The 23,373-nt window shown below is 34.4% G+C and carries 18 protein-coding genes; all 18 read left to right on the top strand.

Annotated features, from left to right (window positions below; genetic code table 11):
* The first annotated feature begins 142 nt into the window (after positions 1 to 142).
* The 18 genes from rny to BLT22_RS00955 all read left to right on the top strand — a co-directional run bounded on the left by rny (position 143) and on the right by BLT22_RS00955 (position 23,358).
* Positions 143 to 1,708, top strand: a complete 1,566-nt coding sequence (rny, locus tag BLT22_RS01040) for a ribonuclease Y (protein WP_091759627.1) — start codon at positions 143 to 145, stop codon at positions 1,706 to 1,708.
* 167 nt (positions 1,709 to 1,875) lie between these two features.
* Positions 1,876 to 2,679 (top strand): TIGR00282 family metallophosphoesterase, encoded by an 804-nt coding sequence (locus tag BLT22_RS01035; RefSeq protein ID WP_087057945.1) that lies wholly within the window; start codon positions 1,876 to 1,878, stop codon positions 2,677 to 2,679.
* Positions 2,680 to 2,735: 56 nt separating this feature from the next.
* Complete coding sequence (mutS, locus tag BLT22_RS01030) at positions 2,736 to 5,354, top strand: DNA mismatch repair protein MutS (protein ID WP_091759624.1); 2,619 nt, start codon at positions 2,736 to 2,738, stop codon at positions 5,352 to 5,354.
* Positions 5,355 to 5,385: 31 nt separating this feature from the next.
* The gene (mutL, locus tag BLT22_RS01025; protein ID WP_091759621.1) at positions 5,386 to 7,356 is read left to right on the top strand and encodes a DNA mismatch repair endonuclease MutL; all 1,971 of its coding nucleotides are present in this window, start codon (positions 5,386 to 5,388) and stop codon (positions 7,354 to 7,356) included.
* A 75-nt stretch (positions 7,357 to 7,431) separates the two neighbouring features.
* A complete protein-coding gene (gene msrB / locus BLT22_RS01020; protein WP_091759619.1) occupies positions 7,432 to 7,872 on the top strand; it encodes a peptide-methionine (R)-S-oxide reductase MsrB in 441 nt (146 codons plus the stop codon).
* Positions 7,873 to 7,965: 93 nt separating this feature from the next.
* Entirely contained in the window at positions 7,966 to 8,577 is a 612-nt protein-coding gene (gene ruvA / locus BLT22_RS01015; protein WP_091759617.1) for a Holliday junction branch migration protein RuvA, read from the top strand.
* Between the two features lie 49 nt (positions 8,578 to 8,626).
* A complete protein-coding gene (gene ruvB, locus BLT22_RS01010) occupies positions 8,627 to 9,646 on the top strand; it encodes a Holliday junction branch migration DNA helicase RuvB (RefSeq protein WP_087057934.1) in 1,020 nt (339 codons plus the stop codon).
* Positions 9,647 to 9,678: 32 nt separating this feature from the next.
* Positions 9,679 to 10,716 (top strand): tRNA preQ1(34) S-adenosylmethionine ribosyltransferase-isomerase QueA, encoded by a 1,038-nt coding sequence (queA, locus tag BLT22_RS01005; RefSeq protein WP_236048723.1) that lies wholly within the window; start codon positions 9,679 to 9,681, stop codon positions 10,714 to 10,716.
* A gap of 33 nt (positions 10,717 to 10,749) precedes the next feature.
* Entirely contained in the window at positions 10,750 to 11,895 is a 1,146-nt protein-coding gene (tgt, locus tag BLT22_RS01000) for a tRNA guanosine(34) transglycosylase Tgt (protein ID WP_091759614.1), read from the top strand.
* A gap of 184 nt (positions 11,896 to 12,079) precedes the next feature.
* Entirely contained in the window at positions 12,080 to 12,442 is a 363-nt protein-coding gene (gene yajC / locus BLT22_RS00995; RefSeq protein WP_307723884.1) for a preprotein translocase subunit YajC, read from the top strand.
* A 36-nt stretch (positions 12,443 to 12,478) separates the two neighbouring features.
* Entirely contained in the window at positions 12,479 to 12,763 is a 285-nt protein-coding gene (locus tag BLT22_RS00990) for a post-transcriptional regulator (protein WP_226910237.1), read from the top strand.
* A 244-nt stretch (positions 12,764 to 13,007) separates the two neighbouring features.
* Complete coding sequence (dinB, locus tag BLT22_RS00985) at positions 13,008 to 14,174, top strand: DNA polymerase IV (protein WP_176935254.1); 1,167 nt, start codon at positions 13,008 to 13,010, stop codon at positions 14,172 to 14,174.
* Complete coding sequence (locus tag BLT22_RS00980; RefSeq protein WP_091759609.1) at positions 14,158 to 15,462, top strand: DRTGG domain-containing protein; 1,305 nt, start codon at positions 14,158 to 14,160, stop codon at positions 15,460 to 15,462. Before dinB ends, BLT22_RS00980 begins: the two co-directional genes overlap by 17 nt.
* A gap of 27 nt (positions 15,463 to 15,489) precedes the next feature.
* Positions 15,490 to 16,479: a DHH family phosphoesterase gene (locus BLT22_RS00975; RefSeq protein WP_236048724.1), complete on the top strand. Its 990-nt coding sequence runs from the start codon at positions 15,490 to 15,492 to the stop codon at positions 16,477 to 16,479.
* Between the two features lie 148 nt (positions 16,480 to 16,627).
* On the top strand, positions 16,628 to 18,736 hold the full coding sequence (locus tag BLT22_RS00970) for a PBP1A family penicillin-binding protein (protein ID WP_236048727.1): 2,109 nt from the start codon (positions 16,628 to 16,630) through the stop codon (positions 18,734 to 18,736).
* A 129-nt stretch (positions 18,737 to 18,865) separates the two neighbouring features.
* Positions 18,866 to 19,207 carry a YlbF/YmcA family competence regulator gene (locus tag BLT22_RS00965; RefSeq protein ID WP_087057922.1) on the top strand — a complete coding sequence of 114 codons (342 nt, stop codon included), beginning with the start codon at positions 18,866 to 18,868 and terminating at the stop codon, positions 19,205 to 19,207.
* A gap of 112 nt (positions 19,208 to 19,319) precedes the next feature.
* Positions 19,320 to 20,564, top strand: a complete 1,245-nt coding sequence (locus BLT22_RS00960) for a metallophosphoesterase family protein (RefSeq protein ID WP_091759603.1) — start codon at positions 19,320 to 19,322, stop codon at positions 20,562 to 20,564.
* On the top strand, positions 20,554 to 23,358 hold the full coding sequence (locus tag BLT22_RS00955) for an ATP-binding protein (RefSeq protein WP_091759600.1): 2,805 nt from the start codon (positions 20,554 to 20,556) through the stop codon (positions 23,356 to 23,358). The genes BLT22_RS00960 and BLT22_RS00955 overlap by 11 nt, the downstream gene beginning before the upstream one ends.
* The last annotated feature ends 15 nt before the right edge of the window (positions 23,359 to 23,373 follow it).

The raw sequence follows: 23,373 nt of genomic DNA, 5'->3' as shown, positions 1-23,373 counted from the left end.
GTTACACAATTATGTTAAAATAAAATAAATTAAATTTTAGATTGGTTATTTTTTTAACAAAAAAACCTTTAACATAAATCGTACCTGACTTTTATATATATGAATAAAATGTAAAACTAAATAATGATACGGAGGTGACCAAATGATTACTCTATTTTACTCAGTAGCCTTCGCTATCGTTACTTTAATTATCGGAATAGTTGCAGGAGCATATTTTAATAAAAGAAGCTTCGAAAAAAGACTAGCTGATTCAAGAAAAACGGCTGATAACATTGTAGAAGATGCAAATAAAGAAGCTGAAACCTTGAAAAAAGAAGCGTTGTTGGAGGCAAAAGAGGAAATCCATTCTTACCGTACGGAAATAGAATGGGAGTTAAAAGAAAGACGCTCTGAAGTAGCACGTCAAGAAAATCGTTTAGACCAGAGAGAAGATAATCTGGAGCGTAAAGCTAACACAATGGACAAAAGAGAAAGTTCTTTACAAAGTAGAGAAGAACGATTGAATACTAGACAAAAGAATCTAGAAGATCTAGAGAATGAAGCTGAAGAATTGATCATGAAACAACAAGAAAAATTACAGTCAATTGCAGCATTGTCTCAAGAAGAAGCAAAATCAATCATATTAACTCAAACTGAAAAAGACTTATCTCGTGAGTTAGCTGTTATGGTAAAACAATATGAAGACAAAGCTAAATTAGAAGCGGATCGTAGAGCTAAAAACTTGATAACTCAAGCTATCCAACGTTCTGCAGCTGACAAAGTAACTGAAACAACCGTTAGCGTAATCAATCTACCAAATGACGACATGAAAGGTCGCATTATTGGTCGAGAGGGTCGGAATATACGCACGCTAGAAAGTTTAACAGGAATGGATTTAATTATTGACGATACACCTGAAGCAGTCGTTTTAAGTGGATTTGATCCTATTCGTCGAGAAATAGCAAAAATGGCACTTGAGAAGTTGATTTCTGATGGACGTATTCATCCGGGCCGCATTGAAGAGGCTGTTGAAAAGTCTCGTAAGGAAATGGATGAACGAATCCGCGAGATTGGGGAAGAAGCTATATTTGACTTAGGAATCCACTCGATACATCCTGACCTGATTAAAATAGTTGGACGCCTATATTTCAGAACAAGCTATGGTCAAAATGTCTTGAACCATTCAATAGAAGTCGCAAAAGTTGCTGGTGTAATGGCAGCAGAGTTAGGCGAAGACATACAGCTTGCTAAAAGAGCTGGATTGTTACATGATATTGGAAAAGCATTAGATAGCGAAGTCGAAGGATCTCATGTTGAAATTGGTGCTCAACTTGCTATGAAGTATCAAGAAAATGAGACGGTCATCAATGCTATTGCTTCACATCACGGTGATGTAGAAGCAAGTTCGATTATTGCGGTATTGGTAGAGGCAGCAGATTCAATATCTGCTGCCAGACCAGGCGCTAGAAGCGAATCACTTGAAAACTATTTACAACGACTAGAAAATCTTGAAAGAATTTCAAACGGATTTGAAGGCGTTAAAGAAAGTTATGCAATTCAAGCAGGTCGAGAGGTTCGAATTATTGTAAGACCGGATCAACTTGATGATAGCATGGCGGCAAAATTGGCACGCAGTGTACGTCAACAAATTGAAGAAGATATGGACTATCCTGGACACATTAAAGTAACGGTTATACGCGAAACAAGAGCCGTTGAATATGCAAAATAGTTAAATAACAAAAAAGCTAGAACAAAATACTTGTTCTAGCTTTTTTGTGCTTAAGATATAGGTTAGTTTGTTATTAAGTGATAAAACAAAAACCATTATTTCACTTTGATTTTATTATGTAAATACTGGTAAAATAAGAAGTACCTAACGGAGAAGAGGAATATTAAATGAAAGTATTATTTATAGGCGATGTAGTAGGCTCAGTGGGGCAAGAAATGGTTCGAGAGTATTTACCGAAATTAAAGAGTAAATATAAGCCTCAAGCAACAATAGTGAATGGAGAAAATGCCGCTGGAGGAAGAGGGATTACAGAAAAAATCTATAAAGAGTTTTTGCAAAATGGAGTAGATGCCGTAACAATGGGAAATCACACTTGGGATCAAAGAGAAATATTTGATTTCATAGATGATGCTAAAAAATTGATTCGACCAGCAAACTATCCTTCATCAGTTGGAGTTCCTGGTAAGGGTATCGCCTATATTAAAATCAATCAACAAGAACTAGCTGTAATCAATTTACATGGAAGAGTTTTTATGGGAGATTTTGAAGATCCTTTTCAAATTGGTATGAAATTAGTTGAAGAGGCTAAGAAAAGAACCCCACATATATTGATAGATTTTCATGGAGAAGCAACGAGTGAAAAAGAAGCTATGGGATGGTATATGGATGGACATGCTTCTGCTGTACTCGGGACACATACCCATGTACAGACAAATGATCAGAGGATTCTTCCTTCTGGAACTGGCTATATGTCGGACGTGGGGATGACTGGATTTTACGATGGCATTTTAGGGATGAAAAGAGAAGCGATAATTAACAAATTTTTAACGCAGCTTCCTGCTCGATTTGAAGTGCCAGATAACGGACGTAAAAAATTAAATGGCTGTTTCATAGAATTTGATAATGTAACTGGTAAGACAAAAATAATCGAATCAATTCGAATAGATGACGATACACCGTTTTATGATTAAATAAGCAAAACTGAAATTTGACTAGTAATTTTATGGTAAAAGGGGTGAGGAGATTAATGCCTCAAAAGACAAAACATACACCAATGATGATTCAATATCTAGAAATTAAAGAAAAATATCCTGATGTGTATCTGTTTTATAGATTAGGAGACTTTTATGAACTGTTCTTTAATGATGCCATCGAAGTCGCTCAGATATTGGAATTAACTTTAACCAGTAGAAACAAGAATGCTGAAGAACAAATCCCAATGTGTGGAGTACCACATCATTCTGCACAAAGATATATTGATACACTAATAGAACTAGGGCATAAAGTAGCTATATGTGAACAAGTCGAAGATCCAAAATTAGCTAAAGGCATGGTCAAAAGAGAAGTGGTACAAGTTATTACACCGGGAACGGTCATGAATGCCTCTTCTGTAGATGCTAAAGAAAACAATTATATCGCAGCTGTTTTAAAAAATGAACAAGATTATTTGTTCGCTTATACTGATTTGACGACTGGTGAACTAAAAGTCACTAGTTTGAGTAATGAACAAGAAGTGAAAACAGAACTTCAGTCTCTGAAGATAAAAGAAGTTTTATTTCAAGTTAATCAAGAGAAAATGTTTCAGCAGAAACTAATTGATGAATTAAACATGGTCGTTTCAGAAAGTCATCTAGATGACTTAGAAGACAAAAATCTAAATAATTTAAAAGAGAACTGTTCAAATAAATCTCTTTATCCAGTACTTGATCTACTATTACTTTATTTAATGAGTACGCAAATGCGTAGTTTGGATCACCTCCAACCCGCTGAAGAATATGAAACTTCGCATTATTTAATTTATGGGCAAGAAGCTCGTAGAAACTTAGAATTGACAGTTTCTCTAAGAGATGGTTCAAAAAAAGGTACATTGCTCTGGCTGTTAGATGAAACAAAAACAGCGATGGGCGGACGGATGCTTAGACAATGGCTTGAGAAACCTCTGATTAGTAAAAATACTATTGAAAATCGATTAAGTATCGTGGATGTGCTAATTGATCATTTTTTTGAACGAACAGATTTGTCGGACACACTTACCAGTATTTATGATTTAGAAAGATTAGCCGGAAGAGTAGCATTTGGAACTGTGAACGCACGCGATTTAATTCAACTTAAAAATTCCCTTAATCAGATACCAAATCTTATTCAAATTATCAATTCAATGAATGCATCTCATAAATGGGATTCCTTACTAAAGGAATTAGATCCAGTTGAAGAAATCGCCACTCTTATTGATCAGGCTATTGAAGAAGAGCCCCCTTTATCCATTACTGATGGTGAAATTATTAAAGTTGGGTTCAATGAGAAACTCGATGAATATAAAGATGCTATGATCAATGGGAAAAAATGGATTGCAAATTTGGAAGCAAAAGAACGAGAGATAACAGGAGTCAAAAATTTAAAAATAGGATTTAATAAAGTATTTGGTTACTACATCGAAGTTACCAAAGCAAATGTAGATAAAATTGATGATGATAGATATCAGAGAAAACAAACATTGACCAATGCGGAAAGATACAGCACCCCTGAACTAAAAGAAAAAGAATCTTTAATATTAGAAGCAGAAGAAAAATCCAAAGCACTAGAATACGAACTTTTTGTGAAAATTAGAGAACAAGTAAGATTTCATATTAAAAGACTTCAAAAATTAGCGGGAATTGTAGCTGAAATAGATTGTTTGCAATCTTTCGCTTTCATTAGTGAAACGTATAATTATGTAAGACCAGAATTTAACACAGAATCACAAGATATATTGATCAAAGACGGCCGCCATCCAGTTGTTGAAAAAGTTATGAAAGAACAAGTTTACGTACCTAATGATGTTAATCTTGAAGAAGGAACAGATATATTATTGATTACTGGTCCCAATATGTCTGGTAAAAGTACGTATATGAGACAACTAGCATTAACGGTTATTATGGCACAGATGGGATGTTATGTTCCAAGTCAATATGCCAAGTTACCTATCTTTGATCGTATCTTTACACGCATTGGAGCTATGGATGATTTAATTGGCGGCCAAAGTACATTTATGGTTGAAATGACGGAGACAAACAATGCGTTAGAATTTGCCACAAATAGAAGTTTGCTCTTATTTGATGAGATCGGACGAGGAACAGCAACATATGATGGTATGGCATTGGCTGAAGCAATTATAGAATTTGTCCATAATGAAATCGGAGCAAAAACCTTGTTCTCGACGCATTATCACGAGTTGACTATTTTAGACCAGCGACTATCTAGATTAAAAAATATTCATGTTGGTGCTGTAGAAGAGAACAGCCGACTAGTTTTCTTGCATAAAATGCTTGATGGTCCAGCAGATAAAAGTTATGGGGTGCAAGTTGCAAAACTTGCTGGGCTACCTGATACTTTGATTGAACGAGCATCAGATATTTTATCTCAGCTAGAGCAAAAAGAAGAAAATTTATTTAAAAATAAAGAAATTGAAGCACAATCAACTCCTGAACCTGCAATAAATTTAGCAATGGAAAATTCTGCTGTGGATGAACAATTGTCCTTATTTGGAGCTCAAAAGCAAGAAGCTGAAGGGAATGTTATTGAATCTTTGCGTAAAGCTAATATTTTGAATTTAACACCTCTAGAAGCAATCAATCTATTAAATGAACTGCAAAATGAATTAAAATAATTTTTGGAATCATTCAGAAAAGAGGATCGATATGGCCAAAATACAAATTATGTCTTCCGTATTAGCCAATCAAATAGCAGCAGGAGAAGTCATAGAACGACCTGCTTCTGTAGTCAAAGAACTCGTTGAAAATTCAATAGATGCAAATAGTACGCAAATAGATATTCATGTTGAAGAAGCAGGATTAAAATTGATTCAAGTTACTGATAATGGAGAAGGTATTCATTCAAACGAAGTAGAGCAAGCTTTTGAAAGGCATGCTACAAGTAAATTGATTTCCAATGAAGACTTATTCCGAATACGGACTTTAGGTTTTAGGGGAGAAGCATTACCTAGTATAGCCTCTGTTTCTATGGTGACTATTGAATCGGCTCAAGAAGGTCAAGCTGGAAGACATATAAAACTTGAAGGTGGAAAATTAATAGAGGATAAACCTGCTTCTTCCAGAAGAGGAACATCCATAAAAGTTGAACAACTTTTCTTTAATACACCAGCTAGATTGAAGTATGTTAAGACAATTAAAACCGAATTAGCGCATATAAGTGATACGATTAACCGTTTAGCTTTAGCACATCCAGAAATCAGCTTTCGTTTATTCAGTGATGAAACGACATTACTAAAAACAGTAGGTAATGGAGATATACGGCAAGCCATTGCGGGTGTATACGGTGTGCAGACAGCTAAGACAATGAAAAAAATCGAAGCAACTAGCTTTGATTTTAAAGTCTACGGTTATGTATCACTCCCGGAATCTACTAGAGCAAGCAAATCTTATATGACCATCATTGTTAATGGTAGACATATAAAAAATTACGCCCTGGCACAAGCGATAGTTGACGGTTATTCTTCTAAATTGATGGTGGGAAGATATCCATTAGCAGTCGTAAATATTGAGATGGATCCATTACTATTGGATGTAAATGTTCATCCAACGAAACAGCAGGTTCGAATCAGTAATGAAAAAGAATTAGGTGAATTAGTCAAAAAAGCTGTAAATGACCTAATGAGTGTTGAACAACGAATACCGAATGCAATGGGTAATATTTATTCAAGTGAAGGTCATAAAAATGCTAAACCGACTCAGACATCGTTTGACTGGAATAAAAGTGATAATAGAAACGGATCAGATCTCTCAGCAGATTTTGATGATTATAAAAGAGACAATCAAAACAACGTAAATCTTCAAAATCAGCAAATAGATGATGTAAACGGACAAAGTGAATCAAGTATGTTGAGTCAAGAAAAAAGTCGTTCATCCCTAGAGTCTGAAAAGTTTAAAGAATATACAAATACTAATCAGAATAATTCTAATCTATTGAATGAAAAAAATTTTGAGGATAATTATACACATATAAATGAAACACCTTTACAAACAGCAAATAAGGTAATGAATGAATCAAAAGCCAATCAGTCATTTCCGATTCTAGATTATGTTGGTCAAATGCATGGTACTTACTTATTTGCTCAAAATGAAGAAGGTTTATTTATTATTGATCAACATGCCGCACAAGAGCGAATCAAATATGAATATTATAGAAAAGAAATCGAAAAAGATGGGACTGTGCAACAAAACCTATTAGTACCAGTCGTATTGGAATATCCTGCCAATGATGCTATAACGATTCGGGAAAATTTAAATAAATTAGAGACTGCCGGGATTTCTCTAGAGGAATTCGGACAAAACAGTTTTTTAATTAGGAGCCATCCTTCATGGTTCAAAGCTGGGCAAGAAGAAGAAATTGTCAAAGAAATGATTGATTTTCTGCTTGAAACTAATCAAATCTCTATTGCAAAATTCAGAGAGGCAACAGCCATTATGATGAGCTGTAAACGTTCCATCAAAGCCAATCATTTTTTAACTCCCAATGAAGCCAGAAGACTTTTAGAAGATTTGAAATATACAGAGAATCCTTATAATTGTCCACATGGGAGACCAGTACTTGTTAAAATGACTAATAAGGACATGGAAAAGATGTTTAAACGAATCCAAGATCCTCATTAAGCAAAATTTAATAGAGCACAAACTTTTATTCCTTACTATAAATTGGTACAATAGAAAAGAATAGGAGGGGTTTTAATGACTGAAAAGGTTTCGAAAGAGGAATTGAAACAGCGACTAACTCAAGAACAATATGAAGTAACTCAAAATAGTGCAACAGAAAGAGCGTTCACTGGAGAATACGATGATTTTTATGAAGAGGGTATTTTCGTTGATATTGTAAGTGGAGAACCCTTGTTTTCTTCTAATGATAAATATGATGCAGGATGTGGTTGGCCATCATTTTCTAAGCCAATACAAAAGCGAGGCATAAAAGAGTTAAGAGATACTTCGCACGGTATGGAAAGAGTAGAAGTTAGAAGTAATGAAGCGAACTCTCACTTAGGGCACTTATTTAATGATGGACCGCAAGAAAAAGGTGGCATGCGCTACTGTATTAATTCAGCTGCAATGAAATTTATTCCTAAATCAAAATTAAAAGAAACAGGATACGAAGAGTACATTTCAGAATTCAACTAATTTGCATAAGTCATCCCAGCCCAAAGTGATTTTTCGGGCTGGGTATTTCTATGTTACACTAATAAGGAATTTAACTAGAATAGGAGCGCGTAAATGTACGAATACATAAAAGGTGTCCTCACTCATATCTACCCTGGCTACTTGGTAGTGGAAGCGTATGGGGTGGGTTATCATATTTTAATGGCTAATCCGTTTAGATATACCGATTATCATTCTAAAGAAGTAATGATTTATCTTTATCAAAATGTTTCTCAAGACGATATGAGATTATTCGGGTTCAAGTCCCATGAAGAAAAAGGCCTTTTTTTGAAACTGATTAATGTTTCCGGTATCGGTCCTAAAAGTGCTTTAGCAATATTGGCGAACGAAGATCATATGGGATTGATTCAGGCAATAGAACATGAGGATATAAAATTTTTACAGAAATTTCCAGGGGTAGGGAAAAAAACTGCTTCTCAGATCGTTCTTGACTTAAAAGGAAAGTTAGGAGAATTGAGTGTAGACAACTTTACTGGACAGTTGTCAGAAGATTTACGGATTGATTCAGAACAGAGTAATCTCTCTTTACAAGAAGCAATAGAAGCTTTATATGCTCTTGGATATGCTAAGAGAGAAGTGAATAAAGTAGAAAAGATATTAGAAGAACTGGAACGCACTACAACCGACGCTTATATTCGTGAAGGGTTAAGGTTATTGATGAAATAATTAGTAGAACTTTAGAAAAGTTGTATTAAAGGTAAACGGAGGTGAAATAATGGAAAATGAAGATAGAGTGAGTTCAGAAGAGATCATGGATGAGACAGAGAGGTCTTTGGAAAAAACTTTAAGACCTCAATATTTTAATCAGTATATTGGACAGGATAAAATAAAAAATGAACTGATGATTTATATAGAAGCTGCAAAAAATCGAGAAGAAGCCTTAGACCATGTGCTATTATATGGACCTCCCGGGCTGGGGAAAACAACTATGGCGATGGTAATTGCAAATGAAATGAATACAACAATTCGTACAACCAGTGGACCTGCTATTGAAAAACCAGGAGATTTAGTTGCTTTATTGAACGATTTAGAGCCAGGAGGCATTCTATTTATAGATGAGATTCATCGCCTGCCAAGAGTGGTTGAAGAAATTCTGTATTCGGCCATGGAAGATTATTTTATTGATATTATTATTGGTCAGGGAGAAACCGCTCATCCTGTTCACTTTCCTTTGCCACCATTTACATTAATTGGTGCTACGACTAGAGCAGGAAATTTATCAGCTCCACTAAGAGATCGTTTCGGTATATTATCACATATGGAATATTACACTGAATCTGATTTAAAAGAGATTGTAGAAAGAACCTCAGATGTGTTGCGCACTAAAACTGATCAGACCGGAGCTATTGAAGTTGCCAGAAGGTCTAGAGGAACGCCTAGAATCGCGAATCGCTTGCTTAAAAGAGTACGTGATTATGCCGAAGTTATCGGTGAAGGAGTCGTCACAGAACAGATTGCTTCTAAAGCACTTGATTTACTACGCGTTGATCACCAAGGTTTAGATATAGTCGATCAGAAACTACTAAAAACAATGATTGAAATTTATAATGGCGGACCTGTAGGTTTGAACACCTTGTCTGCAAATATTGGGGAAGAAATGGATACGATTGAAGATATGGTTGAACCGTTTCTTTTGAAAGAAGGATTTATTCAACGTACTCCTAGAGGTAGAGTAGCAACAGCAAAAGCTTATCAGCATTTCAACATTCCTTTGAATGAAAATGAAATAAATTAATAAATGTTTATGGATAAAGAGGAGAGAGAATAGTGACATTAGTAACAGACGATTTTGATTTTAACCTTCCAGAAGAACTGATTGCTCAGACCCCATTAAAAGATCGATCCTCTTCAAGAATGATGGTCTTATCTAAAAATGAAAAAGTGGTTAAAGATAAACAATTTGAAAATATTGTGGATGAACTTAATCCTGGGGATGCATTAGTTATGAACAATACTCGAGTGCTTCCTGCAAGACTTCACGGAGAAAAACTAGAAACGGGTGCCCATATCGAATTGTTGCTCTTGAAAAATATAGATGGAGATCAATGGGAAACACTTGCTAAACCTGCAAAGAAAGTAAAAGTAGGATCAAAAATCAAATTTGGTGATGGTAGGTTAACCGGAACTGTGCGGAAAGAACTAGATCATGGTGGTAGAATAATTGAGTTTGACTATCAAGGTATTTTTCTGGAAACATTAGAATCATTAGGTGAGATGCCATTACCTCCTTATATCAAAGAAAGACTGGATGACCCTGATCGCTATCAGACTGTATATGCAAAAGAAAATGGCTCTGCAGCAGCCCCTACTGCGGGACTTCATTTTACAGAAGATATATTGACTGCGTTAAAAAGTAAAGGAGTTCAAATTGTCTTTCTAACTTTGCATGTTGGATTGGGGACATTCCGCCCGGTAAACGTAGATAACCTAGAAGAACATAAGATGCACGAAGAGTTTTACCAATTAACAGAAGAGGCAGCACAAGTGTTGAATAAAACCCGGGAAAATAATGGGAAAATCGTTGCTGTTGGAACAACGTCCATCCGGACCCTTGAGACAATTGGAACAAAATTTGATGGTAAGCTAAAAGCGGATAGTGGTTGGACAGACATTTTCATTTCGCCAGGCTATAACTTCAAAGTCGTTGATGCGTTCTTAACTAATTTCCATCTGCCAAAATCAACTTTAATTATGCTAGTGAGTGCATTTGCAGGAAGAGAATTTGTTTTAGAAGCTTATAATCATGCAGTAAAAGAACGGTATCGCTTCTTTAGTTTTGGCGATGCTATGTTTTTAAAAAAATAATCAAATATTAATTGATAGAAATTGAGGATTGCAATGATAGATCATCCAGTAAAGTATCATTTGGAAAAGAAAGAAAAACATACGGGTGCCAGATTAGGTAAAATTGAAACACCACATGGAACATTTGAAACACCAATGTTTATGCCAGTAGGAACATTAGCTAGTGTGAAAACCATGGCTCCTGAAGAACTTGAAGAAATGGGTGCGGGCATTATTTTAAGTAATACGTATCATCTATGGTTACGACCCGGTGAAGATATTGTTGATGAAGCTGGTGGGTTACACGAATTCATGAATTGGGACAGAGGGATTTTGACTGATTCGGGCGGATTCCAAGTCTTCTCATTGTCAGATATGAGAGATATCAAAGAAGAAGGCGTACATTTCAGAAGTCATCTGGATGGATCCAAATTATTTTTGTCTCCGGAAAAAGCGATTCAAATCCAGAACAAACTGGGCTCTGATATCATGATGAGCTTTGATGAGTGCCCTCCATTCGATGAAAGCTACGACTACGTTAAAAAGTCTGTTGAAAGAACATCCAGATGGGCCGAACGTGGGTTGAATGCACATGAAAAACTGAATAAACAGGGATTGTTTGGAATTGTACAAGGCGCTGGTTTCGAAGATCTAAGAAAACAATCTGCTAAAGATCTTGTGAGTATGGATTTTTCGGGATATTCAATCGGTGGATTATCAGTAGGAGAACCAAAAAAAGAAATGTATAGAGTACTAGACTTCACTACACCTTTGTTGCCTGAAAATAAACCGAGATATTTAATGGGTGTAGGAACACCAGATGCTTTAATTGAAGGTGTGATAAGAGGAGTTGATATGTTTGATTGTGTACTTCCAACTCGAATCGCGCGTAATGGAACAACGATGACAAGTAAAGGCAGAGTTGTTATAAAAAATGCGGAATATGCTAGAGACTATAGACCATTGGATGAAAAGTGTAACTGCTATACATGTAGAAACTACTCTAGAGCTTATATTCGCCATTTAATCAAATCAGATGAAACGTTTGGACTGCGCTTGACAAGTTATCATAATTTATATTTTTTACTTGATCTTATGAAAAAAGTCCGTCAGGCAATTAGAGAAGATAACTTATTAGAGTTTAAAGAAAGATTTTTTGAAGAATATGGATATAACAAACCGAATGCAAAAAACTTTTAGAATCACTTCAATATTTGTAGCATTCGCTTTCAAAATCTGATAAGGTAATAAGTGTCATTGAATAGTCACTTAATCGACTCATGAGATAAACTATTGAAAGATTTCCAATATACTTGATTATTCACTCATTTTGGATTTAATCTAGTTAAGTTGTCTCGAATATAGAAATGATATAAACGGAGGAATGAAAAAAATGGAAGCTTTAGCAGGATTATTAAGCACAGCTATACCTTTTGTTGTTATTATAGGGATTGCCTATTTTTTAATGGTAAGACCGCAGCAAAAACGCGCAAAAGAAGCACAGAATATGCTGAACTCATTACAAAAAGGAGATTCAGTTGTCACAATTGGTGGCCTTCACGGAGTAATTGATGAAGTTTCAGTAGATGACAAAACGGTTGTTCTTGACTGTGAAGGAATCTATCTAACTTTTGAGCGTCGTGCAATTGCACGTATCGTTACTAAAGCAGAATCGGTTTCTAACAATGGAGCTACTACAGAAGAATTAGGTACAAATACACCTGGTTCAAGCAATGAAGAAGAATAAAAATTAAATAGTTAATCAACAAAGGAGGGTATCTTTTTGGGTTATCAAACACATGCTTTTTCTAATTATGAGACGTGGTTGAGAATGAAGCAAGAAGAGTTTTTTAAAAATGGTTATCAACAAGTTACTGTTGAAGACTTATGGAAATATTGTAATACTTTTCTGTGGAAGCACCATCGCCCAGAAAGATACCATGAAGAAGTTAAAGCAATCATGGGTATTGTGATAAATGATTACTTTAACTTTGCTTCTCTTGAAGCACAGGTTTATAATGTTTCATCACTTGATGAAATGGAATTGAATGACATATTAGGTAAGTAAAACAGGTATCGAATAGATTGCTATTTCTAGTCGGTGCCGGCCTCCAAAAGTTAGAGTAAATATTCTAATTTTTGGAGGCCTTTTGTATGTGCCAATGGGCTAAAGGACAGTTCTTATTACAAGTGGTTCGTCATTTCATTTTGTTTCTAGTATAATTAGTATAAACTTATAAATTAAACGATAAAATTATAATAAGGAATAAATGGAATCGTTAAGAAAATTCTTTTGTTAAGGAGAGGATTATTTGAAATATGGAATCTTGACATTTGAAGAACCTAAACGAGATGTTACTAGAAAAATCATTCATATTGATATGGATGCTTTCTATGCTTCTGTTGAAGTTAGAGAAAACCCTTCTCTTAGAGGAAAGCCTGTGATCATAGCAAGACACCCAAAAGAAAACGGAGGTAGAGGAGTAGTTGCTACTGCTAGCTATGAAGCTCGAAAATATGGTATTCATTCTGCAATGAGTGCTCAAAAAGCGTATGAATTATGTCCACAGGGTGTTTTCGTTTCTGGCAATTTTGAATTGTATCGATCAATTTCCCGAGATATTAGAGATATTTTTAAAAGATACACTGACTTAATTCAACCATTATCTTTAGACGAAGCCTATTTAGATATTACAGAAAATAAAATCAATTTAAATAGTGCAACCTTAATTGCTCAAAGGATACAAAGAGAAATATACGAAGAATTACGCTTAACATGTTCAGCCGGGGTTTCCTATAACAAATTTCTTGCAAAATTAGCTTCAGATTTTAAAAAACCGTCTGGTATAACCGTGATTCCACCTGATGATGCTCAAGATTTTTTAAAACAATTACCGATTGAGAAATATTATGGCGTAGGAAAAAAATCTGTTGAAAAGATGCATGAATTAGGAATATTTAAAGGTGAAGATCTTTATGAAAAGACTGAAATGGAGCTTGTGGAGCACTTTGGGAAAATGGGCCATTCTCTTTATAGGAAAGTACGAGGAATTGATGACAGTTTGGTAGAATCTGACAGAATTCGAAAGTCGGTTGGAAAAGAAAAGACATTTTTGGATGATCTAAAATCAGAAGAAGAAGTTACGCAATCCTTGCGACAAATTGCTAATCTTACTTTTGCTGCATTAAAGAAAAATCAAAAACATGGAAAAACAGTTGTATTAAAAATTAGATATAATGATTTTAGTACATTTACAAGACGAAAAACTTTTCCAAACTATATACAAGATGCAGATGAACTCTTTGTTATAGCGTTAAGAATTTTTGAAGAAGAAGGATCATTAACAAAAGGAGTTCGATTACTTGGTATTACTGTAACAAACCTGGATTCTTTACTCTTTGAAAATATTCCTTTACCGTTGTGGATTAAACAAAATAAAATGAATAAGAAGGAAAACTCAGATGTCAACAAAACATGAGCAGATATTATCATTTATTGAATCACTTCCTATAGGAGATAAATTATCTGTTAGGCTGATTGCAAAAGAATTGAATGTAAGTGAAGGAACTGCCTATAGAGCAATTAAGGAAGCTGAGAATATAGGATTAGTTACAACAATTCAAAGAGTTGGTACGATTCGGATCGAAAATAAAAGTGAAGCAAATATTGAGAATCTGACATTTGAAGAAATCCTAAAGATTATTGATGGAGAGTTGTTGGGAGGAAAATCAGGGCTCAACAAAACTTTGAATAAATTTATTATTGGGGCTATGGAAGAAGATGCAATGCTCCGTTATATTACTGAAGAATCTCTTATGATTATTGGAAACAGAGAAGATGCTCAAAAACTATCTCTAGAAAATGGTGCAGCAGTCTTAATAACTGGAGGGTTTAGAGCTGACCAAGACATTATAGCATTGTCAGATGAATTAGCACTTCCGGTGATGACGACTTCTTATGATACTTTTACAGTGGGATCTATGATTAATCGTGCTATGACTGATCAATTGATTAAAAAGGAGATCATGCTGATTGATTCAATCTATACCAGATTGGATCAGACAGATTACCTAACAGTTGAGGATACGATTTATGATTATCGTATTGTTAATCAAAATAGTCAGCACACTCGTTTCCCAGTTGTTGGATTGAGTAATCGCTTAGTTGGGATTGTTACAGCTAAAGACATCATTGGTAAAGAAGATTCTATGCTGATTAAGCGTGTAATGACAAGAGAACCAGCCTATACAACAACACATATGAGTGTAGCTAGTATTTCACATACGATGATTTGGGATGGACTCGAGGTTATGCCTGTAGTTTCAGATGAAATGAAATTGCTAGGTATTGTTTCTCGTCAAGATATTATGAAAGCTATGCAGTCGCAACAGCGTCAACCACAGACAGGAGAAACGATAGCTGACCAGATCAATCAATTAATTAAAGAGATTTCTGATGAAGAATTCACATTTAATGTAACGCCGCAGATGACAAATGGTATGGGTACAATATCTTTTGGTGTATTGAGTGAAATTATCAATGAAACAGCCTATTTGATGTTATCGAAAAAAAATAAAAGGAACTTAGTAGTTGAGCAAATCCAGTTACATTATTTGAACTTAATTCAAATTGGCAGTCAGTTAACGATAAAACCAAGAATTTTTGACAAAAGCAGACGTTCTGCGCGATTGGATATTGAAGTTTATTCAGAGAATGGATTAGCTGCAAAAGCAATTGTAGTCTGTCAGCTATTACAAAAACACTGAAAATAATTAAACCGAGAGGAAAATATTGTGAGCTTACAACCAGCAAATATAAAAGATAGAGAAATAAAAAAAGAAATTTTAGAGGTTATAAAAAAATGGGATACTATTATTATTCATCGACATGAAAGACCCGATCCTGATGCAATTGGATCTCAATGTGGACTAGCTGAAATAATCAAGAACACTTTTCCTATGAAACAGGTGTTTACAGCAGGATCAAGTACTGGAGATTTATCATTTCTGGCAGAAATGAACCCACCAGTAAAAGAAGACTATGAAAATGCCCTCGTCATTGTTACAGATACAGCCAATGTTAAAAGGATTGATGATAAAAATTATGCTTTAGGTAAAAAATGGATTAAAATTGATCATCATCCTTTAGATGATTCATATGGCGAAAGCGAATGGGTAAACACAGAAGCTAGCAGCTGTAGTGAAATGATTGCTGATCTGTGGTTGACTTTCCCTGATGAATTAAAAATGAATACTGAAGCTGCAAGGTTGCTATATGGAGGAATTGTAGGAGATACGAACCGCTTCTTATATGAAGCAACCTCTAGTTATACAATGCAAGTTGCGGCAGAATTAATGAAATTTTCCTTTTCTGCAAGTGCATTAAATAATCGGATGAATGTAATTAAGCCCCCAGTTGCAAAGCTAATGGGTTATGTTTTGGAGAATTTTTCTGTATCTAATGAAGGTGTAGGACATATCATAATTACTCAGCAAACGTTAAATCAATTGAATATTGAAGATAAAGATACAAATGGAATTGTTTCTTTGCCAGGATCAATTGAGGGAGTAAAATCATGGGGCGTGTTCGTCCAACAAACGGATAGACATTATAGATGCCGTCTACGTTCTAAAGGTCCCATTATTAATGAAATAGCAAAACAGCATGATGGCGGTGGACATCCACTAGCTAGTGGAGCAAATGCACGAAATGAAGACGAAATTGACCAAATATTAGACGAAATGAAAGAAATTTCTAAAAACTGGACACCTCCAAAACAGTAAATCATACCTTAGCCTGATTTAGATTGTAGGAATTTTTTGATACGATAGCTATAAGTGCAGAATAAACTTGATATATGTACTTTTATCTACAAAGAGGGAATGAAGTAACTTCTTTGTTCACAAAGATATTGAGGGAAAAATAATGAAAATGAAAAAAATCAAATATTTTTTAATAAAATGGAGTAATAAATTCTGGATATGGCTGAAGCCTATTCTTAAACGTTTTTTTATAAAATTTCGTCGTACTTGGAAAAAGTATCATCTTTCAAAAAGTATTCTGTTATTTGTAATGATTATTTCATTGTTCTTTAGCGTGTATTTAGCTTATCTAGCCAAGACTGCCAATGTTGATTCTCTTCGTGCTGGATTAGAACAAACTACTACGATAATCGATAATAAAGGAGAAGAAGCTGGCACGCTATATGATCAAAAAGGAACTTTTGTTGAACTGGAAAATATATCATCAGACATACAAAAAGCTGTTACATCCACTGAAGATCAACGCTTTTACGGACATAGAGGCTATGATCTAATTGGAATTGGTCGTGCAGCATTGGGATTTATAACAAGCGGAGGCATTACTGGTGGTGGCAGTACCATTACGCAACAGCTAGCAAAAAATGCTTACTTATCTTCTGATCAGACAGTTATGAGAAAATTACGAGAATTGTTTCTAGCGATCGAAATTGAAAAACATTACTCTAAAGAAGATATACTTGAAATGTATTTGAATAATTCTTACTTTGGAAATGGTGTTTGGGGCGTTGAAGATGCTTCACATAAATATTTTGGTAAAACAGCATCTGAAGTTACTCTTTCAGAAGCTGCAACGATTGCGGCTATGTTAAAAGCACCATCAAATTATAATCCAATTGATCATTATGATAGAGCTATTGAACGAAGGAACGTTGTGTTGAGTTTGATGGCTGATACGAAGGCTATTTCAGAGCAAGAATCAGAAGCTACTCAGCAAACAGACTTAGCTGTATCAGACGGGTATATTGATGAAGACGGATACCGCTATCCATATTACTTTGATGCTGTAATCAACGAAGCTGTTTATCAATATGACATACCAGAAGAAGATTTATTGAATAATGGCTATACAATATACACAAATTTAGATCAAGCATATCAGAAGCAAATGGATGCCGCGTATGCTAATGATTATCTTTTCCCGAATGCTTCAGATGGAACGCTTGTGCAAAGTGCATCGATTGCCATCAATCCAAAAAACGGGGGAATTAATGCTGTAGTTGGGGGGCGCGGTGAATATACCTTCAGAGGGTATAACCGTGCTACACAAATGAAACGACAACCAGGGTCTGTGATTAAACCTCTAGGGGTTTATGTACCAGCACTGGAAAGCGGATATAAAATTGATTCGCTCTTACATGACGAATTGACATCTTATGGAGAAACAAACTATCAGCCTGAAAATTTATCAGGTACTTATTCTGGTGAAGTACCGATGTATGAAGCACTAGCGAATAGTTTAAATGCACCAACAGTTTGGCTTTTAAATGAGATCGGTATAAATAAAGGGATTAAGAAATTAAAAGATTTTGGTCTATCTGTTACAGACAAAGACAACCACTTAGGAGCGATTGCTTTGGGAGGAATGGATAAAGGCGTTTCACCTTTAGAAATTGCGAGTGCTTATGCGACATTTGCTAATGACGGGATCTATACCGAACCCCATTTCATATCTAAAATAGTAGATGCTACTGGAGCAGTGGTAGTAGATAATCGCAATCCTAAGACTAAACGTGTCATGTCTGAAAAGGTAACAGAAGATATGAATAGAATGTTGCTGAATGTTTATTCTTCTGGAACAGCCCAAAACAATCAACCTAGCGGGTATCAAGTTGCTGGAAAAACTGGAACTACACAGACTAATAGTGGGACAGGAGCAACCGACCAATGGATTGTAGGGATGACGCCAGATATCGTTTTAACTAGTTGGATGGGATTTGATCGTACAACAGATGAACATTATCTTCAGGAAAATAGTTCAAAAGGAGTTGGCATGGTTATGAAATCAGAATTGGAACATATTTTGCCATATACGAATCAAACAGCATTTGCGGTTGAAGACGTTGAGAAGGAAGGTACAGATACAAATAATGGTCAAGAAATACTAGACCAAGTTAATAAAGGATTTGAAGAGACCAAAGAAGTTATTCGTAAAGGAACGAATTATCTATTAGATGGTGCAGATAAGGTAATAGACTTTTTTAAAAATTCTGTCCAGTAACCAGTTTATAGTAGAAATAAGCGTATTAAGAGGATAATGATTAAGACTAGTAAGGAATATGGATTCATGATAAACTAGTATCATAAAGTAACTAGTGAATAATCACTAGCTAAATGAAGGGATGAGACTATGTCTGTCAATATTTATGACACGGCTAATCAATTAGAGAAAGAAATTAGAGAAACAGAACAATTTGTGAAACTGCAAGAAGCATTCACAGCAGTAAAAAAAGATGAAGAAGCAAGTAAGATTTTTGAAGAATTTAGAAGTGTTCAACAAGTGTTACAGCAAAAACAAATGAGTGGCCAAGAAATTACTGAAGAAGAAGCACAACATGCACAAGAAATTTCTGGGAAAATTGGTCAGAATGAAACAATCTCAGGGTTGTTAGAGGCTGAAAAACAAGTTGGACAAATGATCGATGATATTAACCAAGTTGTTTTAAAACCAGTACGTGAGTTATATCAGTAAGATACGTTTTAAATAACGCTACACGTGAAAAGGACTTGCTGAAGTAGTGAGTCCTTTTCATTCATTTTAAAAAGAACATACGTACCCAAGGTTTGGAGATGGGAGAAAAAGAATGGTTAGATTTATACATGCGGCAGATTTACATTTAGATAGTCCATTTTCAGGTCTTAAGAATATACCTGAAGAGATTATGAAATCTATTCAGCAATCTACGTTCCAGTCACTATCAAATTTGGTTTATTCGTCTATACATAATCAAGTAGATTTTGTTTTATTTTCTGGTGATATTTATGATTTAGAGGATAGAAGTGTAAAAGCTCAGGTTCAATTTAAGCGAGAAATGGAGAGACTTGAAAAACAGAATATACCGGTCTATATTATTCATGGAAATCATGATTTTGCTGGAGATGAAACGCTTCATATCTCTTTGCCAGCAAACGTTACAATATTTAACACATCTGTTGAAACAGTAAACCTAGTAACTAAGGAAGGTAAAGTGATTGCTTTATCTGGGTTCAGTTATGATAAACGCTGGATAACAGAAAGAATGATCAATAAGTATCCTACAAGATATAACCAAGTGGATTTTCACATAGGGTTGCTGCATGGATATCAAGAAGGCAAAAAAAGTGAACATGCTCATTACGCACCTTTTACAGTTAGTGAGTTAAGAAAGAAAAAATATGATTACTGGGCATTAGGTCATATTCACTTAAGGGAGAAAGTTTCTGATTTCCCACCTGCCTATTATCCAGGAAATCTACAGGGCAGAAATAAGAAAGAAACAGAAGAAAAAGGATTCTTGTTAGTTGAATTGAACACGCATGCTTCACCAGAAATACAATTTATTCCTAGCGCACCTATCATATGGAAGAAAATTAATATAGATGCTACAAAAATAAGAACTGTAGATGCTTATTATAATTTGATTCAAGCGTCTTTACCTATAATAAATGACATATATAGTTACCTGGTTTCTCTAGAAATTTTGGTTTCTAAAGATAGCACAGAATCTTTTCTTAAAAAGATAAATCAAAATCAGTTTGTCGAAATTCATCAACGGTTAAATGATAAAGAATTCCTTTGGATAACAGAGTATAAAGTCACACCAATAGCTGATCAAGAAAAAGGACTAGATATGAACACTTTATTTCCAGACGCTTGGGAAAAAGTACTCACTGAAGTATCAAATGACAAAGTTTTCAATGAATTAACGGCAGACTTTTTTGAGCAATCTAAATCTGCATATATGATGCAGGAAAGATCGGAGTTTTATAGGGAAGAAATGATAAAAAGAGCAATTTTAGAATTACAGATGATTTCAGATACTAAAGGGGTAGAGAACAGTGAGGATTAAAACCTTAACGATCTATGGTTATGGAAAATGGATAGACAAAACTTTTGATTTTTCTCCAGAATACCATGTGATTTATGGGGAAAATGAAGCTGGGAAATCAACTTTAATGTCCTTTATTCATAGTATCTTATTTGGATTTCCTACTCGTCATAGTGCTTTATTAAGATACGAACCAAAAGATAGTAGTCGTTATGGTGGAAAACTCATCATTGATGATGAAAGATTTGGAATAGTTAGTATTGAAAGAGTGCAAGGTAAGTCGACGGGAGATGTCAAAGTTTTGTTGGCAGATGGATCAACAGGGTCTGATGATCTTTTACATAAGATTATTTATGGCATTGACCGCAATTTATATCAGTCCGTTTTTTCTTTTCACTTGAAAGGTATTGAGCAAGTAGAAGAAATGACAAAAGATCAATTGAGCAGATATTTTTTAAGTGCAGGGGCATTAGGGACTGAACAGTTTTTAAAACGATCAGATCAACTCAAACAACAAGCTAATCAGTTATATAAACCTACGGGGCGTATTCCTGAGATAAACCAGGCTCTAAAAAAAATAGAAGCTAAGAAAGCTTCTATGGAAGAGGCTAAAAGTAAAAATACTCAGTATTTAGATTTACTACAAAAAGTGGAAAATATTTCAAGAGAAATAGATAAGAGTGAGATCGATAAGCGTACTTTTCAAAAACAAATAGAGAGTCTTCGTCAAGTAGAACAGAATTGGGAAAGCATTTTAGAGATAAGTCAGCTGGAAAAAGATATTGAGCAATTAAACACGTCTGGTCTATCAGAAAATGGTCTATATGAGTTAAATCATTTAAATAAACAGATTGAAGAAATAAGAAAAGAAATTCTGAAACTTCAAGGCACATTGAAAGAGTTCCAAAAAGAATATGAACCTTCTAAAGAATTGATAATGTATCAAGAGAATGAAAAAAATATAGATTTTTTAGCTATCCAATTAGAATCTATTAGCGACATGATTAGAGAAAAAATGTTTATTGATAAAGAAGCAGATCGATTACAGCAAAATATTATTAAGAATAAAGTACAAGAGGGATTAGAAAGCAATGAAGAACTATCAGTAGCTCTATCAGTTGCTGAACGGAATCAAGTGGACCAATGGCGAGTTGAATATAATGAAGTAAAGCAAATGTTAACAACATTAAAAGAAGCACAGTTCCAAGTAGAATATAAAAAAGAATCTTTAGAAGAAAATATTGACCAGCTTGAAAAAACACTATGGTCAAATGAAAAATTCCGAAAAGAAGAAGAGTATCATGATGAAATAAAAAATAATCAACAAAATAAGCCGACTACAACTTTAGAAATCATTTTTATAAGTGCTTCTATAATAGGAGTATTAGTTACGGCTATGTTAAACTTATTTATGCCTTGGGCCAGTTTTGGATTCGTATTTATTATAGTTGGAAGTCTAATTAGTTCCTTACTTAAGAAAAATAGAAACCAGAAAAAAAATCAAGACTTTTCAACATATGAAGAGTATATAGAACAGAAAGAAATGCGTAGGCAATGGCGACAATATCTTTTTAATATTGATAAACTTGAAGAAGAAAAACGGTCTAATCAAAAGGAAAGAGATATCTTATATCATAGAGAAAATAATATATTGGAGCAATGGATAAATTTCAAAAAATATAAACACATAAATACGTCTATTGAATTAATAGATGCTTTAAAACATGAAGACAAAATGATCGTATTGAGAGAACAGGGAAATGAACTGCGAAGATTACGTAAAGCTGCTCTTGAATTAGAAAAGGATATTCTTTTAAAAATGGAGCCATTTAAAAAAATGGGAAATTTATTTTCTGAAGATGATACTCCAGAGCAAAAAGTAAATCGATTTAAAAATTATTATAGCAAGGTAAAAGAAGAAAAAAATCACTTACAAGAATATGTAATCGAAAGCCAAGAAGTAAGAAGGGCACTGAATCAGTTATTTGAAACCGAAAAAGAATACCTCGTTAAAAAGCAAAACTTGTTACAAGAAGCTGGAGCAGATTCAGAGGACGTTTTCAGGCATTTATATGGTATATTGAAGCAAAAGAATGAGAAGGAAGAAAGATTAAAGATCCTTAAAGAGCAAATTCCGGCAGAATCAGTAGAAAACTTTGCATTTTCAAAGGAAGAAATAGAAAATAATAGAGTGCAGTTGCAAGAAGAAATTAACAAAATCAAAGAAAAAATTAAAATGCAAACAGAACAAAAAATTAAATTAGAAATAAATATAAAAAAACTAGAAGAGGGGGGAGAGTATACAGCTTTACTACAAGAATTTGAGAATGAAAAAAGTCTTCTGCAAGAATTAGTGAATAAATGGATTTCAAAACGTCTGGCTTCTTATATGATCGAAAGAACATTAAAATATGCAAGAAAAGACCGTTTTCCAGAAACCATAAAGGATGCTGAACGGTATTTCACCTACCTGACAAATGATGCTTATAAAAAAATTGTTATTAATAACGAAACCGTATGGGTTCTAACACAAGACGGTAATTATTTAAAAGCAGAAGAATTATCTAGGGGGACGGCCGAACCGCTATACGTTGCGTTACGTTTAGCGTTTATAGCAAATATACAAGATACTATTCGAATGCCGCTTCTAATAGATGACGGATTCGTCAATCTGGACAGAAATAGAAGAGCCAGGATGTACCAGTTACTGAAAGAAATCAGTAAAAAAACACAAGTAATTTATTTTTCATTTGACAGCACATCTTATAAAAATTTAGAAGAAAACCAGATAACATTCTTAACAAATGAATTATAGTAAAAATCACAAATC

This window comes from Marinilactibacillus psychrotolerans, from assembly GCF_900101525.1.
Taxonomy (GTDB): domain Bacteria; phylum Bacillota; class Bacilli; order Lactobacillales; family Carnobacteriaceae_A; genus Marinilactibacillus; species Marinilactibacillus psychrotolerans.
The sequence above is the reverse complement of the archived record's forward strand: the minus strand, read 5'-3'. Positions and strand labels throughout refer to the sequence as shown.

Bases quoted from the DNA above. Each gene is read 5' to 3' on its own strand.
- BLT22_RS00980 (WP_091759609.1), top strand. From the start codon at position 14,158: ATGTCAACAAAACATGAGCAGATATTATCATTTATTGAATCACTTCCT.
- msrB (WP_091759619.1), top strand. From the start codon at position 7,432: ATGACTGAAAAGGTTTCGAAAGAGGAATTGAAACAGCGACTAACTCAA.
- tgt (WP_091759614.1), top strand. From the start codon at position 10,750: ATGATAGATCATCCAGTAAAGTATCATTTGGAAAAGAAAGAAAAACAT.
- BLT22_RS00960 (WP_091759603.1), top strand. From the start codon at position 19,320: ATGGTTAGATTTATACATGCGGCAGATTTACATTTAGATAGTCCATTT.
- yajC (WP_307723884.1), top strand. From the start codon at position 12,080: ATGAAAAAAATGGAAGCTTTAGCAGGATTATTAAGCACAGCTATACCT.
- mutS (WP_091759624.1), top strand. From the start codon at position 2,736: ATGCCTCAAAAGACAAAACATACACCAATGATGATTCAATATCTAGAA.
- ruvA (WP_091759617.1), top strand. From the start codon at position 7,966: ATGTACGAATACATAAAAGGTGTCCTCACTCATATCTACCCTGGCTAC.
- rny (WP_091759627.1), top strand. From the start codon at position 143: ATGATTACTCTATTTTACTCAGTAGCCTTCGCTATCGTTACTTTAATT.
- BLT22_RS01035 (WP_087057945.1), top strand. From the start codon at position 1,876: ATGAAAGTATTATTTATAGGCGATGTAGTAGGCTCAGTGGGGCAAGAA.
- BLT22_RS00970 (WP_236048727.1), top strand. From the start codon at position 16,628: ATGAAAAAAATCAAATATTTTTTAATAAAATGGAGTAATAAATTCTGG.
- ruvB (WP_087057934.1), top strand. From the start codon at position 8,627: ATGGAAAATGAAGATAGAGTGAGTTCAGAAGAGATCATGGATGAGACA.
- BLT22_RS00965 (WP_087057922.1), top strand. From the start codon at position 18,866: ATGTCTGTCAATATTTATGACACGGCTAATCAATTAGAGAAAGAAATT.
- mutL (WP_091759621.1), top strand. From the start codon at position 5,386: ATGGCCAAAATACAAATTATGTCTTCCGTATTAGCCAATCAAATAGCA.